Source organism: Cellulomonas sp. PhB150, from assembly GCF_003755175.1.
In the GTDB taxonomy this organism is placed as follows: domain Bacteria; phylum Actinomycetota; class Actinomycetes; order Actinomycetales; family Cellulomonadaceae; genus Cellulomonas.
On record NZ_RKHX01000001.1, the window covers coordinates 1,544,850 to 1,559,750 of the forward strand.

Annotated in this window: 16 protein-coding genes; 4 read left to right on the top strand and 12 right to left on the bottom strand. The window is 73.0% G+C overall.

Annotated features, from left to right (window positions below; translation table 11 throughout):
• Positions 1 to 21: 21 nt before the first annotated feature.
• From EDF34_RS07110 to EDF34_RS07140, 7 genes are all read right to left on the bottom strand, one after another.
• Positions 22 to 1,494, bottom strand: coding sequence for an amidohydrolase (locus tag EDF34_RS07110; RefSeq protein WP_123370745.1), 1,473 nt, complete (start codon positions 1,492 to 1,494; stop codon positions 22 to 24).
• A complete protein-coding gene (locus EDF34_RS07115) occupies positions 1,491 to 2,096 on the bottom strand; it encodes a TMEM175 family protein (protein ID WP_199737650.1) in 606 nt (201 codons plus the stop codon). The genes EDF34_RS07110 and EDF34_RS07115 overlap by 4 nt, the downstream gene beginning before the upstream one ends.
• Positions 2,097 to 2,111: 15 nt before the next feature.
• Entirely contained in the window at positions 2,112 to 3,035 is a 924-nt protein-coding gene (locus EDF34_RS07120; protein WP_233575220.1) for a phosphoribosylaminoimidazolesuccinocarboxamide synthase, read from the bottom strand.
• Between the two features lie 28 nt (positions 3,036 to 3,063).
• A complete protein-coding gene (locus EDF34_RS07125; protein ID WP_123370528.1) occupies positions 3,064 to 3,471 on the bottom strand; it encodes a hypothetical protein in 408 nt (135 codons plus the stop codon).
• A gap of 48 nt (positions 3,472 to 3,519) precedes the next feature.
• The gene (purD, locus tag EDF34_RS07130) at positions 3,520 to 4,779 is read right to left on the bottom strand and encodes a phosphoribosylamine--glycine ligase (RefSeq protein ID WP_123370529.1); all 1,260 of its coding nucleotides are present in this window, start codon (positions 4,777 to 4,779) and stop codon (positions 3,520 to 3,522) included.
• Between the two features lie 198 nt (positions 4,780 to 4,977).
• The gene (locus EDF34_RS07135) at positions 4,978 to 6,264 is read right to left on the bottom strand and encodes an adenylosuccinate synthase (RefSeq protein WP_123370530.1); all 1,287 of its coding nucleotides are present in this window, start codon (positions 6,262 to 6,264) and stop codon (positions 4,978 to 4,980) included.
• 137 nt (positions 6,265 to 6,401) lie between these two features.
• The gene (locus EDF34_RS07140; RefSeq protein ID WP_123370531.1) at positions 6,402 to 6,830 is read right to left on the bottom strand and encodes a DUF3151 domain-containing protein; all 429 of its coding nucleotides are present in this window, start codon (positions 6,828 to 6,830) and stop codon (positions 6,402 to 6,404) included.
• 172 nt (positions 6,831 to 7,002) lie between these two features.
• Between EDF34_RS07140 and EDF34_RS07145 the strand changes: the two genes are divergently transcribed.
• A complete protein-coding gene (locus EDF34_RS07145) occupies positions 7,003 to 7,368 on the top strand; it encodes an STAS domain-containing protein (protein WP_123370532.1) in 366 nt (121 codons plus the stop codon).
• A gap of 6 nt (positions 7,369 to 7,374) precedes the next feature.
• Here the strand turns inward: EDF34_RS07145 and EDF34_RS07155 are convergent, their stop codons facing one another.
• Positions 7,375 to 9,465, bottom strand: a complete 2,091-nt coding sequence (locus tag EDF34_RS07155) for a SpoIIE family protein phosphatase (protein ID WP_233575221.1) — start codon at positions 9,463 to 9,465, stop codon at positions 7,375 to 7,377.
• A gap of 156 nt (positions 9,466 to 9,621) precedes the next feature.
• On the opposite strand from EDF34_RS07155, the gene EDF34_RS07160 reads away from it, so the two are divergent.
• Positions 9,622 to 10,038: an STAS domain-containing protein gene (locus EDF34_RS07160; RefSeq protein WP_123370748.1), complete on the top strand. Its 417-nt coding sequence runs from the start codon at positions 9,622 to 9,624 to the stop codon at positions 10,036 to 10,038.
• A 65-nt stretch (positions 10,039 to 10,103) separates the two neighbouring features.
• Here EDF34_RS07160 and fbaA read toward each other — a convergent pair whose 3' ends face one another.
• A complete protein-coding gene (fbaA, locus tag EDF34_RS07165) occupies positions 10,104 to 11,123 on the bottom strand; it encodes a class II fructose-bisphosphate aldolase (RefSeq protein WP_118766209.1) in 1,020 nt (339 codons plus the stop codon).
• Between the two features lie 118 nt (positions 11,124 to 11,241).
• A complete protein-coding gene (locus EDF34_RS07170; protein ID WP_123370533.1) occupies positions 11,242 to 11,898 on the bottom strand; it encodes a TrmH family RNA methyltransferase in 657 nt (218 codons plus the stop codon).
• A gap of 84 nt (positions 11,899 to 11,982) precedes the next feature.
• Here EDF34_RS07170 and EDF34_RS07175 point away from each other — a divergent pair, with 84 nt between their 5' ends.
• Entirely contained in the window at positions 11,983 to 12,726 is a 744-nt protein-coding gene (locus EDF34_RS07175) for a VTT domain-containing protein (RefSeq protein ID WP_123370534.1), read from the top strand.
• Positions 12,723 to 13,496, top strand: coding sequence for an HAD-IIA family hydrolase (locus tag EDF34_RS07180; RefSeq protein WP_123370535.1), 774 nt, complete (start codon positions 12,723 to 12,725; stop codon positions 13,494 to 13,496). Before EDF34_RS07175 ends, EDF34_RS07180 begins: the two co-directional genes overlap by 4 nt.
• 4 nt (positions 13,497 to 13,500) lie before the next feature.
• On the opposite strand, the gene pyrE is transcribed toward EDF34_RS07180, so the two are convergent.
• Entirely contained in the window at positions 13,501 to 14,076 is a 576-nt protein-coding gene (gene pyrE / locus EDF34_RS07185; protein ID WP_123370536.1) for an orotate phosphoribosyltransferase, read from the bottom strand.
• 19 nt (positions 14,077 to 14,095) lie between these two features.
• Positions 14,096 to 14,872, bottom strand: a complete 777-nt coding sequence (locus EDF34_RS07190) for an SDR family oxidoreductase (protein WP_123370537.1) — start codon at positions 14,870 to 14,872, stop codon at positions 14,096 to 14,098.
• Positions 14,873 to 14,901: the final 29 nt, after the last annotated feature.

A 14,901-nucleotide genomic window follows, 5' to 3' on the forward strand; every position in this document is an offset into this window, starting at 1 on the left:
CGATATATATCGCGCGCCGACCTATAGGGACAAGGGGTGCGTCCAGGTTCCACCCGTCAGGGTGCCGGCCACCCGTGTGCCCCGGACGGCGCCGGGTGTCGCCGCGAGCGCGACGGGGTCGTCGTCGAGCACGACGAGGTCCGCGGGGTCTCCCACCCGCAGGCCGAGCGGCCGGCCGTCGACGGACGCCGCGAGCGCGGTCAGCACGTCGATCCTCTGCTCGGGATGCCACGGCTCGTCGCCCGGCGCCGCCCGCCAGACGGCCGCGTCGATCGCCGCCCACGGGTCGAGCGGCGCGACGGGCGCGTCCGACCCGAACGCCAGCCGGGCACCGGCCCGGTGCAGCGCGCCGTACGGGAAGGCTGAGCGAGTCCGGCCGCGCCAGTGCCGGTCGGCCACGTGCCGGTCGTCGACCGCGTGCTGCGGCTGGACGCTCGCCGTGATGCCGAGGGCGGCGAAGCGCGGCAGGTCCGCGTCGGCGACCAGCTGGGCGTGCTCGACCGAACCTGCGGCGCCGGTCGCCGCGAAGGCATCCAGGACCAGGCGGTTCGCGGCGTCCCCGATCGCGTGGGCGGCGACCCGCAGGCCGTGCCGGCGTGCATGCTCGAGCATCGGCACCAGGGTCTCGGCGGGCACGGCGAGCACCCCGCGCGCTTCCGGGCCGGTCAGCCCCGGGTACGGGTCGTCGCACCAGGCCGTGCGCGTGTTGAGCGAGCCGTCGACGATGACCTTGAGCGGCCCCTGCTCGACGAGCCTGCCGGGGCCGGCCACCCGGTCGCCCGTGTGCAGCTCCTCGCGGACGACCCGCTCGACGTACCGGCTCCACACGCCCGCCCGGACCCGGACCTCTGGCGGCGCGTGCTCGGCACGCCGCCGCCACACCTCGAGGTTGTCGGCGATCTCGAAGTCGGTGAGCCCGACGACGCCGATCGCCGCGGCGGCCGCGGTCGCGTCGGCGACCATCTCGTCGGCCACGTCGTCGGGCACCCGGTCCGCGACGCCCTGCAGGGGCAGCCAGTCCCCCTCGCGCAGCAGGCCGTCGGTGCGCCGAGCTCCGAGGAAGCGCAGCCCGGCGCTCGAGGCCCAGGCGCAGTGCAGGTCTCCCGAGACCAGGACGACGGGCACCAGCCCGGCGACCGCGTCGAGCATCGCCACCCTCGGCTCGTCCGGCCACAGGCCGTCGCGGAAGCCGAACCCGACGAGGGCCGCACCCGGGGCCGGTGGATCCGTCGCGAGCCGGTGCCGGACGAGCGCCACGGCCTGCTCGGCGGACGCGGCGGCCGACACGTCGAGCCGGCGCCGCACGAACGCCCACTGCGTCAGGTGCACGTGCTGGTCCCACAGGCCGGGCATGACGATCCGACCGTCGAGGTCGATCTCCTCGACTGGCCCGCCCGGGGTGCCGAGCGCCGCGATGCGGCCGTCGCGCACGAGCACGTCGACGGGCTCGTCGTACCCGACGCGCCGCACCCGACGCAGCAGCAGCGCGCTCACCGCCGGCGGGCCCACAGCTTCTCGACGGGACCGGACAGCAGGAGCAGCAGCAGCCAGAACATGCCAGGCCAAGGCACGAGCAGGACGAGCCCGAGCGCCGCGAGCAGCAGGATCGTGGTGATCCACCGGCCGGCGTCGTGCGCGTCCGGCGAGTCCGACGCGCGGAGCTCGGGGCGGCGGGCGATCCGCACGCTGACGAGCGCGAGCGATGCCGACGAGACCGTGACCAGCCCGATGTACAGCACGAAGACCCAGGGGTCGCTCGAGTACAGGTTCGACAGCTCCTGCGCCGCGAAGGGCAGCATGACGATGCACCCGAGCCAGAGCAGGACGAGCCAGACGACGACGGAGTCGTACGACCGCAGACGCTCGAAGAGCTGGTGGTGGGCGACCCACAGGCGGGCGATGACCGCGAACGTCACGAGGAACGCGATGAACGTGTCGGCGTGGTCCGCCAGCACGTCCCCGAGCCTGGTGTCGCCCGAGTCGGACGCGATGTCCACCAGCGGCAGCACGAGGATCGTGATGGCGATGGCGACGGCCGCGTCGGTGAAGTTGACGAGCCGGTCGAGCCCTCGGTCCGTGCGCACGTCAGGGGCCATCTCGCGAGGCTAGCCTCAGAGCGCGAGCGGCGTCCCCGTCAGCCGCTCGTAGGCGTCCAGGTAGCGCTCACGCGTGCGAGCGACGACGTCCGCGGGCAGCTCCGGCGGCGTCGTGTCCGACTCGCGGTCCCAGCCCGAGGCGGCCGACGTGAGCCAGTCGCGGACGAACTGCTTGTCGAAGCTCGACTGCGCACGCCCGGGCTGCCAGCCGTCGGCCGGCCAGAACCGCGACGAGTCCGGGGTCAGCACCTCGTCGCCGAGGGTGACCTCGCCCGCGACGGGGTCGGTGCCGAACTCGAGCTTGGTGTCCGCCAGGATCACGCCGCGCTCGCGCGCGATCGCCTCGGCGCGGGCGTACACGGCGAGCGTGAGGGCCCGCAGGGTCTCCGCCTGCGCGGCGCCGACCGTCTCGACCACCGCGGAGAACGGCACGTTCTCGTCGTGGTCGCCCAGCTCGGCCTTGGTCGCGGGCGTGAAGATCGCCTCCGGCAGGCGCGAGCCGTCGACGAGCCCGGCCGGCAGCTCGATGCCCGTCACCGATCCGGACACGCGGTACTCGGCCAGGCCGGAGCCGGTGAGGTAGCCGCGCGCGACGCACTCGACGGGGAACATCGCGAGCCGGCGGCAGACCATGGCGCGGCCGGCGACCTGCTCGGGCACGTCGGTCGAGACGACGTGATTCGGCACCAGGTCCGCGAGCTGCTCGAACCACCACAGGCTCAGCTGCGTGAGCACGATCCCCTTGTCGGGGATGCCCGGGCTGAGCACGTGGTCGTACGCGGAGACGCGGTCGCTCGCGACGACGAGGACCACGTCGCCGTGCTCGGCGGTCAGCGCCTGGCCGGCCTCGGAGGAGTCGGGCACGTACAGGTCGCGGACCTTGCCGGAGTAGGTGTGGGCCCAGCCGGGCAGGTGCGTGGTGGTCGTCGTGGAGGTCACGGGCCCTAGTGTGCCGGTCCGCAGGGGCTCAGACGAGGTCGTCTCCGCCTTCGAGCCCCTCGGGGATGGGCAGGCCGACGAGGCGCACGAGCCGCTCGACCGTCTCCTCGACGAACGTGTCGGCGGGCTCGTCCACGTGATCATCGGCCAGCAGCCGCCGCACGTGCTTGGCCTCGACGTCCACCGCGCCGACCAGGAGCGCCCACTCCGCGAACGCCTCGGACTCACCGGCCAGGTCCACCGGCGCGCTCTCGGCGGGGTCGTCGAAGAAGTCCCGCGGCTGGAAGCCGAGGTAGAACCGGCCCAGGCCCTCGGGCGCCGGCCGGTAGTCCACCGTGGCGATGTCGCCGTCCTGCACCTCGATGCTCAGGCTCGGCTCGTCGGCCGCGTCCCCGCCCCACGTGCCGCCGCCGTACACGAACGTCCCGTTGCCCATCAGGTCACTCCTCGTCCGGTCGACTGCTCGACCCTGATCCTGCGGGCCTCAGCCCTGCGACGCCGCCAGCGCGATGTCCGAACGGTGGTGCGCGCCGCGCAGGCTGATGCGGTCGACCCCGGCGTAGGCCGCCGTGCGCGCCGCCGTCAGGTCCGCGCCGACGCCGACGACGGACAGGACCCGCCCGCCGGCCGAGAGCAGCACGCCGTCCTTCTGCGACGTCCCCGCGTGCAGCACGTGCACGTCGTCGAGGGCGTCCGCCTGCACGACGCCGAGGATCGGGTCGCCCGAACGCGGGTCCGCGGGGTAGCCCTCGGAGGCGACGACGACCGTCACGGCCGCGTCGTCGCGCCACTCGAGCGGGGGCAGCGAGCCCAGCCCGCCGGTGGCCGACGCGAGCAGGACTCCCGCGAGCGGGGTGGCGAGCCGGGCGAGCACGACCTGCGTCTCCGGGTCGCCGAAGCGCGCGTTGAACTCGACGACCTTGAGGCCGTTCGACGTCAGCGCGAGTCCCACGTAGAGCACGCCGGCGAACGGCGTGCCGCGGCGGGCCATCTCGGCGATCGTCGGGCGGGCGACGCGGTCCAGCACCTCGTCGACCAGGCCCTCCGGGGCCCATGGCAGCGGCGAGTACGCGCCCATGCCGCCCGTGTTGGGGCCCGCGTCGCCGTCGTGCACGCGCTTGAAGTCCTGCGCGGGGACGAGGGGGACCACGTCGGTGCCGTCGGACAGCACGAACAGCGAGACCTCCGGGCCGTCGAGGTACTCCTCGATGACGATCCGGCCGTCCTGCTTCTCCAGGCACGCGTGCGCGTGCGCGAGCGCCTCGTCGCGGTCGTCGGTGACGACGACGCCCTTGCCGGCGGCCAGCCCGTCGTCCTTGACGACGTACGGGGCGCCGAGCTCGTCGAGCGCGGCCGCAGCCTGCTCGAGGTCCGTGGCGACGCGCGGCGCGGCGGTCGGGACGCCGGCGGCCTCCATGACCTCCTTGGCGAAGGCCTTCGACCCCTCGAGGCGGGCGCCCTCGGCCGACGGGCCGAACACGGGGATCCCGGCCTCGCGCACGTGGTCCGCGACCCCGGCGACCAGCGGCGCCTCGGGCCCGACGACCACGAGGTCGGCGCCAAGGTCGGCGGCCAGGTCCGCGACGGCGGGACCGTCGAGCGGGTTCACGGTGTGCAGCGTGGCGAGCGCCCCGATCCCGGGGTTGCCCGGGGCCGCGTGCAGTTCGGTGACCGCCGGGTCGAGGGACAGCGCGCGGACGATCGCGTGCTCACGGGCGCCGGTTCCGACGACGAGGATCTTCACGGTCGCCGAGCCTACCGACCCCGCCTGGCGCCGCGATCCCCCGTCTCAGCGCCGCCCCCGCCGGCTCACCCCGCGATCAACACGCCGATTCCGCATCATCACGCTGGTTCAGATCGGCGTGATGATGCGGAATCGGCGTGATGACGGCATGGCGACCGGCGACTGGCGACTGGCGACTGGCGATCGCCGCTCGGGAGCTCAGCCCAGGAGGTCGTGGCGGACGATCGTCGCCTCGCGGCCCGGGCCGACGCCGATGGCGCTGATCCGGGTGCCGGAGATCTCCTCGAGCCGCAGCAGGTAGCGCTGCGCGTTGACCGGCAGGTCGTCGAACTCGCGCGCGTCGCTGATGTCCTCGGTCCAACCGTCCAGGTACTCGTAGACCGGCTTCGAGTGGTGGAAGTCGCTCTGGTCGTCCGGCATCTCGTCGAACCGCCGGCCGTCGACGTCGTAGGCGATGCAGACCGGGATGCGGTCGCGGCCCGTGAGCACGTCGAGCTTGGTCAGCACGATGTCCGTGAGCCCGTTGACGCGCGAGGCGTACCGGGAGACGACCGAGTCGTACCAGCCCGTGCGGCGGGGGCGGCCCGTGGTCGTGCCGAACTCCCCACCGGTCTGGCGCAGCCACTCGCCGTCGTCGTCGAGCAGCTCGGTGGGGAACGGGCCCTCGCCGACGCGCGTCGTGTACGCCTTCGCGACGCCGACCACGCGGTCGATCCTCGTCGGCCCGACGCCCGAGCCCGTGCACGCGCCGCCGGCCGTGGCCGACGAGGACGTGACGAACGGGTACGTGCCGTGGTCGACGTCGAGCATCGTGGCCTGGCCGGCCTCGAACACGAGGGTCTTGCCCTCGTCGAGCGCCCGGTTCAGGACGAGCGGGGTGTCGGCGACGAACGGCTTGAGCCGGTCCGCGTGCCGCAGCAGGTCCTCGAGCGTCTCGTCGACGGTGATCGCGCGGCGGTTGTAGACCTTGACCAGCAGGTGGTTCTTCTGGTCGAGCGCGCCCTCGATCTTCTCGGCGAGGATCTTCTCGTCGAACAGGTCCTGGATGCGGATGCCGACGCGGTTGATCTTGTCGGAGTACGCCGGCCCGATGCCGCGGCCCGTGGTGCCGATGCGGCGCTTGCCGAGGAACCGCTCCGTCACCTTGTCGAGCGTGCGGTTGTACGGCGCGATGACGTGCGCGGCCGACGAGACCAGCAGGCGGGACGTGTCCACGCCACGCGCCTCGAGCGCGTCGATCTCCTCGAACAGCACCTCGATGTCGATGACGACGCCGTTGCCGATCACCGGGACGACGCCCGGCGAGAGGATGCCCGACGGCAGCAGGTGCAGCGCGTACTTCTCGCCGCCGACGACCACCGTGTGGCCCGCGTTGTTGCCGCCGTTGAACTTCACGACGTACTCGATGCGCGACCCGAGCTGGTCGGTCGCCTTGCCCTTGCCCTCGTCGCCCCACTGGACGCCGAGCACCACGACGGCGGGCATCTGATCACCACTCCTGTTGCTGCCTGGCGGTCCGGCTCGACACGGAGGAGCCTCGGCACGGGCGGCAGTGACCCAGTACCCCGAGATGCTACCCGATGGTCAAGCGCCGGTCATGGCGGCGTCCACAGCCGAACCGCTCAGCGGAGCCCCGCGACGGCCTCCGCCGAGGTCCCCGAGTCGTCGAGGAACTTCCCGCAGCGGTCCGCCTCGTCCTGCTCGCCGATCGCCTCGGCGGCCTCGGCCAGCGCGAGCAGCGCGCGCAGGAATCCTTCGTTGGGACGGTGGTCGGCGGGGATCGGGCCGCGGCCGTGCCAGCCGGCACGGCGCAGGGCGTCGAGGCCGCGGTGGTAGCCCGTGCGGGCGTAGGCGTAGGCCGCGACCGGGTCGCCGACGTCGGCCAGGGCGTGCTCGGCGAGCAGGGCCCAGACGAGCGACGCGGCGGGAGCGGCCGCGGCCGCCTCCTGCAGCGTCGAGCCGGAGGCCAGCGCGGCGCGCGCTTCGGCGTCAGGCCCCTCGGCGGGGAGCAGGGTGGGCGCGGGTCCGTCGAGCAGGTTCTCGTGGCTCATGCGGCCAGTCTCGCACCGCAGCGCATCCGTCCTGCGCGGGTCGTCCTGCGCGCGGTGCCGGGAGCGGCAAGAATGGCCCTCGCAGCGGTGGGGGCAGCGCGGCCCGGATGCACAGGTGCGTCCGGCAACCTACAGTCGACCCGCCCCACCACTCGACCGATCTGGGTGCCCGATGATCGAGATCTCCGCCTCGTCCACCACGACGACCATCGTCATCTCCGGCGACCTCGACCTCGCCGAGCGCGACCAGTTCCCCGAGATCGCCGCGCGCGTCGTGGGCCTGCGCCGCCAGCTCGTCGTCGTCGACATGTGCCGGGTCAACTTCATGGACTCGACCGGCGCCGCGTTCCTCATCTCGCTCGCCGACGCAGGCCGCAAGCGAGGCGGCGCGACCGTGCTGCGCGGGGCGGACCCGCGCGACCTGTTCGTCATCGAGGTGTGCGGCGCGCTCGACCTGTTCCGCATCGACCCGGACCACCACTGCGAGCCGGTCACCGCGCCGGACGACACCGAGACGGACCCGACGCCCAGCGTCTGACCCGCGTCAGCGACCGGCGGGCGGCAGGTCCCCGGGGCGGACCTTCGCCCAGACGAGCTTCCCGCGCGCCGACGGGCGCCAGCCCCAGTCGGCCAGGCGCTCGACGATCTTGATCCCGAACCCGCCGACCCGGCCCGGGTGCCCGTCGGTGGCGATCGGCGGGGCGGGGTTGCCGTCCTCGACCTCGATGCGCAGCCCGTCCCCCGTGTCGTACAGCTGCAGCGACACGTGGCCGAAGCCGTGCAGCACCGCGTTGGCCACGAGCTCGGAGACGACCAGCTCGGCGTTCGCAGCGTTCGGCATGTCCCAGGCGTGGCAGGTGCGCACGACGGCGTGCCGCGCACGCCCGATCGATGCGGGCTCGCTCGGCAATGACCAGCGGCGCCGGCGCGGGCTCCGGCCGCGCTCGAGGTGGTCGCGCGGGTCAGGGACGCGCACGACGACCACGGCGACGTCGTCCTCGGGGTGGTCGGCGAGCCGCGACAGGATCTCCTCGCCGATGCCGGCGGAGTCGCGCGCGGTCACCCCGCCGACGACCTCGGTGAGCGCGTCGATGCCCTCGCGCAGCCCGCGGTCGCGCCGCTCGATGAGCCCGTCGGTGTAGTAGACGAGCACGTCGCCGGGGTCGAGCGCGAGCGACTGGGTGGAACGCCCCTCGCCGCCGAACCCGATGAGCGGGCCGCCGCCCTCCATGAGCGCGACGACCGCACCGTCGCGCACGTGCAGCACCGGCAGGTGGCCGGCGCGGGAGTACTCGAGGCGCCATGACCCGGCCGAGCGGGTCAGCGTCGAGAGCACGAGGCCCGCGCTGCGCGGGATCCGCATGCCCGCGACCAGCTGGTCGACGCGCTCCAGCACGGGGCCGGGGGTCGTGATGTCGTAGGCGTAGGACCGCACGACCGAGCGCAGCTGGCCCATCGCCGCCGCCGCCTCGACGTCGTGCCCGACGACGTCGCCGATCACCACGCCCACCACGTCGGGCGAGATCTGCAGCACGTCGTACCAGTCGCCGCCGACCTGCACGTTCTCGGCGTTCGGCGCGTAGTAGGTCCACACGTCGAGGCCGTCGACGTCCGCCTGCTGGGGCAGCATCGCGCGCTGCAGCGTCTCGGCCAGGCGGTGCTCGCGGTCGTAGAGCCGCGCGTTGTCGATCACCAGCCCGACGCGCCGGGCGGTGAGCTCGAGGACGGTCCGCGCCGACTGCTCGAGACCGTCGAGCCCGCGGCCGGCGCGCGGCAGCACGACGAGCAGCCCGAGGACCCGTCGTCGGCCGGACACCGGGAACACGGCGGCGCGCGACGGACCGTCGACCAGCTCGTGCGGCCCCTGGGCGTGCGCGTGCGCCGCGAGCCACGACGAGGCGCTCCCGCGGGGGAACCACCCGTCGAGCGGCAGATCGACGGGGCGCTCCTTGACGCCGTCGAGCAGCAGCTGCACCGAGTCGGGGCCAGGCGTCTGGTCGCCGCCCTGCTCGGCGACGCGCGCCGGCGCGCCGTGCCGGCGCCCCTTGCCCGACGGCGGGTGGTGGGAGTCGATCCCGTCGGCCGGCCGCAGCCCGCCGTCGTTCACGTAGAACCGCGCCCAGCCGACGATCGTGTCGGTGAGCAGCGACGCGATCTCGTGCAGCGGCGTCATCCGGTCGTCGACGTCCATGAGCAGGTCGGAGACCTGGGCGACGATCCCGAGCGCGCGGCGCTCCCGACGCTCGGCCGCGACGAGCGCGCTCTGCGCGGCGTCGTGGCTGAGCTGCTCGGTGAGGTCCTGCAGCGCGGCGATCCAATGCGTGATCCGCTCGTCGGCGCCGACGAGCGGGGACAGGTGCACGAGGCAGGTGTAGACGGACCCGTCGGCCCGCCGCAGCGACAGGGTCTGGGAGACCTCCCGGCGCTCTCGGACGGCCTCACGGACCGCGAGCAGCGCGTCCGGGCGGCGCGCGCCGGGCGGCACGGGGTCACGCTGGTGCCGACGGGCGTCGGCCGCGTCGTACCCTGTGCTCACCTCGAACGCCCGGTTGACCCACACCACGGGCAGATGAGGATCGGCACCATCCAGCAGTGCGACGGGCACGGCGAGGTCCCGCAGTGCACGTTCGAGCACCACTGGTTCCACAGCAGAGCGTTCCGGCACGTCAGAAACGATCTCGGTGACAGTTCGACTCTCAGGGGAGTTGACCACCACCACCTCCGATCGTCTAGCGTGCTGAACGGGCGAAACGTCGATCACAACGGCGACGCCTTCACCGGAAGGAGCACCGTGCGCGACGGTAACAGCACGACCCCCGACGAGCCCGCCGACGCCGCGGGAGCGGCGGGCGCTGCAGGCGAGCCCGGAGCCGTCCACGTGATCGTCGGGACCGACAGCACCCGCATCGTCCTGTCGGGCGAGGTCGACGCCGACCTGGCCTCGGAGCTGCAGGAGGCGACGGCCGAGGCCGAGCACCTGGGGCTCCCGATCGAGGTCGATGCGCACCACGTGACGTTCATGGACTCGTCGGGCGTGGCGTTCCTCGCCCGGCTCTCCATCCGGTCCCAGCACCGCGTCCGGTTGCTGCGCGTGCCGCCGACGGTCCGCTTCCTGCTCGAGGTCACCCGCATCGGCGAGCTGCTGGACGTCGTCGACGGCGACGACGACCGCGAGTTCCAGCCCGTGGGCGACACGACCACGGACTGACCGCTCGACCACTCGACGAAGCCCCCGGTCGCCCTTGCGGGCCGCCGGGGGCTTCGTCGTGCGGGTCAGAGCTTGTGGCCGGCCGAACGCAGCTGCTGCGCGGCCTCGACCAGGCGCTGTGCCAGCCCGGCCTCGGCGAGCTTGCCCCAGGCGCGCGGGTCGTAGGCCTTCTTGTTGCCCACCTCGCCGTCGACCTTGAGCACGCCGTCGTAGTTGCGGAAGAAGTGGTCCGCGACGGGACGGCTGAACGCGTACTGCGTGTCCGTGTCGATGTTCATCTTGATGACGCCGTTGTCGACCGCCTCGGCGATCTCGGCCTCGGTCGAGCCCGAACCACCGTGGAACACGAGGTCGAACGGGTTCTCCTTGCCGATCGCGTCGCCGACGGCCTTCTGGATGTCCGCGAGGATCGACGGGCGCAGCTTGACGGCACCCGGCTTGTAGACGCCGTGCACGTTGCCGAACGTGAGGGCCGTCAGGTAGCGGCCGCGCTCGCCGGCACCGAGGGCCTTGACCGTGGCCAGGCCGTCCTCGACGGTCGTGTACAGCTTGTCGTTGATCTCGGCCGTGTGGCCGTCCTCCTCGCCACCGACGACGCCGACCTCGATCTCGAGGATCGTGCGCGCGGCGACGGACAGCTCGAGGAGCTCCTCGGCGATGACCAGGTTCTCGTCGAGCGGCACGGACGAGCCGTCCCACATGTGCGACTGGAACGTGGGGAGCTTGCCGGCCTTGACCTGCTCGATCTCGAGCGCGAGCAGCGGGCGCACCCAGGAGTCGAGGTTCTGCTTGGCGCAGTGGTCCGTGTGCAGGGCGACCGTGATCGGGTAGCCCTTGGCGACCTCGGCGGCGTAGGCCGCGAGCGCGAGCGACCCGGCGACGCGGTCCTTGACGGTCGAGCCGGCTGCGTACTCGGCACCGCCGACGGACACCTGGATGATGCCGTCGGACTCGGCCTCGGCGAAGCCCTGCAGCGCGGCGGTCAGCGTCTGGGAGGACGTGACGTTCACGGCCGGGTAGGCGAACTTGCCCGCCTTCGCCCGGTCGATCATCTCTGCGTACACCTCGGGGGTGGCGATAGCCATCTGCTCACATCTCCTGCGGCTAGTGGGGGAGGTATCGATCAGAGTTTGCCACTACCGGGCGATACCGCGTCCGGGACGTCCTGCCCATGGACGCGTGACGCAGCTCTCCTCGACGCGCTCAGGTGGCGGCGTGCTGGGCGACCCACGCGTGCATCGCGATCGCGGCCGCCGCGCCCGCGTTGATCGAGCGGGTCGAGCCGAACTGGGCGATGTGCAGCACGTCGGCGGCCGCCGCGCGGACCTCGTCGGACAGGCCCACCGACTCCTGGCCGAACACGAGGACGCACGCGCGGGGCAGCGGGTAGCCCTCGAGCGGAACCGAGCCCGGCAGGTTGTCGACGCCGAGCACCGGCAGCCCCTCCGCGTCGGCCCACGCCACGAGATCGGCGACCGTCGGGTGGTGGCGCACGTGCTGGTAGCGGTCCGTCACCATGGCGCCGCGGCGGTTCCAGCGGCGGTTGCCGACGATGTGCACCTGCGCCGCGAGGAACGCGTTGGCGGTGCGGACCACCGAGCCGATGTTGAGGTCGTGCTGCCAGTTCTCGATCGCGACGTGGAACGGGTGGCGGCGGGTGTCGAGGTCGGCGACCACTGCCTCGAGGGTCCAGTACCGGTACCGGTCGACGACGTTGCGGCGGTCGCCGTGCGCGAGGAGCTCGGGGTCGTAGCGCTCGTCGGGCGAGCCGTCCGCGTTCCGTGGCCACTCCCCCGGGCCGCCGGGCCAGGGGCCGACGCCCACCTCGTCGGGCCGGCCGCTCTCGTCGTCTGCGCTCACAGCGACGACGGTACGGGCGAAGCCTCACGAGCCGCACACAGCCCGCACGAGGGCGGCACACATCCCGGCCCGTAGGCTGGCCGCATGCTCTCGACGACGCTCGCCGCCGCAGGCTCCGTGCACGCCCTCGGTCCCGACTTCCTGGACGCCGACAAGCTCATCAGCTCGTTCGGCACGTGGGCCCTCGTGGGCATCGCCGTCGTCGTCTTCATCGAGTCGGGCCTGCTGTTCCCGATCCTGCCCGGCGACTCGCTGCTGTTCACCGCGGGCGCGCTCGTCGCGCAGGGGACGCTCGACCTCAACATCTGGTGGCTCAGCGCGATCCTCTTCGCCGCGGCGTTCCTGGGCGACCAGTGCGCGTTCCTCATCGGGCGCACGGTCGGGCCCAAGGTCTTCAACAAGCCGGACTCGCGGTTCTTCAAGAAGCGCTACGTCGACCAGACCTACGCCTACTTCGACCGCTACGGCGGACGGACCATCGTCGTCGCGCGCTTCGTGCCCATCGTGCGGACGTACGCGCCCGTCGCGGCCGGTGTCGGCGGCATGCGCTACCGCCACTTCGTGGGCTTCAACGCGCTCGGCGCGCTGCTCTGGGCCGTCGGCGTGACGTGGCTCGGGTACGCGCTGGGCAACATCACGTTCGTCAAGAACAACATCGAGCTGCTGCTGGTCGTCGTCGTGGCGATCTCGGTCATCCCGATCGGGCTCGAGCTGCTGCGCGCGCGGCGCAAGGCCAAGGCGGGCGAGTCGCTCGAGCAGCCTCGCGACGAGCGGTACGACGAGCCCCACGAGCGGGCCGAGGTCGAGAGGAAGGCGTTCGACGCATGACGCGCGAGATCCGCTCCTGGCTGTCCGACATGGACGGCGTGCTCGTCCATGAGGGCACGGCCCTGCCGGGCGCCGCCGAGTTCGTCCGCGCCCTGCGCGACAAGGAGCGCCCGTTCCTGGTGCTCACGAACAACTCGATCTTCACGCCGCGGGACCTGCGCGCGCGGCTCGCCGCGTCCGGCATCGACCTGCCCGAGGACGCGATCTGGACCTCGGCGCTGGCCACCGCCCAGTTCCTCGTCGACCAGATGCCGCACGGCTCCGCGTACGTGATCGGCGAGGCCGGCCTGACGACCGCGCTGTACGAGGCCGGCTACACGCTGACCGCCGCGCAGCCCGACTTCGTCGTCCTCGGCGAGACGCGGACGTACTCGTTCGAGGCGATCACCCAGGCCATCCGCCTGATCCAGGGCGGCGCGCGGTTCATCGCGACGAACCCCGACGTCACCGGCCCCTCCGCGGACGGCGACCTGCCCGCCACGGGCGCGGTCGCGGCGATGATCCGCGCAGCGACCGGGCGCGACCCCTACTTCGTCGGCAAGCCCAACCCGATGATGATCCGCTCGGCGCTCAACCGGATCGACGCGCACTCGGAGACCACCGCGATGGTCGGCGACCGCATGGACACCGACGTGGTCGCGGGCATCGAGGCCGGGCTCCGCACGTTCCTGGTCCTCACGGGCTCGACGCGGCTCGAGGACGTCGAGCGCTTCCCGTTCCGGCCCAGCGAGGTGCTGCCGTCGGTGGCCGACCTGGTCGAGCGGGTCTGACTCCTCAGGCCAGGCCGAGGTCGGTCAGGCTGAAGAGGTAGTGGTACGGCACGCCGTACGCCTCGATCTTCTCCTGCGCACCGGTGTTCCGGTCGACGATCACGGCGACGCCGAGCACCTCGGCGCCCGCCTCGCGCGCGGCCTCGAGGGCGGCGATCGGCGAACCCCCGGTCGTCGACGTGTCCTCGAGGATGACGACCTTGCGGCCGGCGATGTCCGGGCCTTCGATGCGGCGCTGCATGCCGTGAGCCTTGGCCTCCTTGCGGACGACGAACGCGTCGAGGTCCTGCCCGCGGCTCGCGGCGGCGTGCAGCAGCGAGGTCGCGACGGGGTCGGCGCCGAGGGTCAGCCCGCCGACGGCGTCGATCTCCGCGGTGCCGAGCCCGACCTCCTCGAGGCGGTCCAGCAGCAGGTGGCCGATGAGCGGGGCGGCCCGGTGGTGGAGCGTGGCGCGACGCAGGTCGACGTAGTAGTCGGCCTCGCGGCCCGACGAGAGCGTCACCTTGCCGTGCACGACGGCGAGGTCCTGGATGAGGGCGAGCAGCTGCTCGCGGGGCGTCGGGGAGAGCGTCTCGGTCACGCGCGCCAGGGTAGCGGGCCTACCGGTCCTGGTGCTCGATCGCCTTGCGGTAGCGGCCCACGGCCCGGACCGCGGACCGGGGGGCGATGCGGGCGAGCGCCGAGATGGTCCGGTAGCGGGCGCTCGGCGTCGAGATGACCACGCCCCGGCGGACGTCCGCGAGGGCGGTCGCGACGACGCTCTCCGCGTTCAGCCACGCGATCGCGGGGTAGCTGCTGACGTCGATGTCGCCGCGCTCGTGGAACTCGGTGTGCACGAAGCCGGGGCACAGGGCCGTGGCGGTGACGCCGGTGTCCTTGAGCTCGACCGCCAGGCCCTCGGTGAAGCTGCGGACCCACGCCTTGTGGGCGGAGTACGTGCCCGACGCGAGCAGTGCGGCGACCGAGGCGACGTTGAGGATCGCGCCGCGGCCGCGCGCGGTCATGGCCTCGGCAGCGGCGTGGGACAGGACGAGGACGGCCCGGACCATCACGTCGAGGGCGGCCTCCTCGCGGGAGACGTCACCGCCGACGAACGTCTGGTTGAGGCCGAGCCCGGCGTTGTTGACGAGCAGACCGACGGGTCGCTCGTCGTCCCGGAGGCGGATCGCGACGCGCTCGACGTCGACCCGGTCGGACAGGTCGGCGACGAGGACCTCGGCCCGGATGCCGGCCGCTGCCTCGAGCTGCGAGGCGAGGCGCGTGAGGCGCTCCTCGTCGCGCGCGACGAGGACGAGGTCGTGCTTGGCTGTGGCCAGCTGCCAGGCGAACTCGAGGCCGAGGCCGGCGCTGGCGCCGGTGACGAGAGCGGTACCCATGGTGGTCAGCCTATGCGGGTCACGCCGCC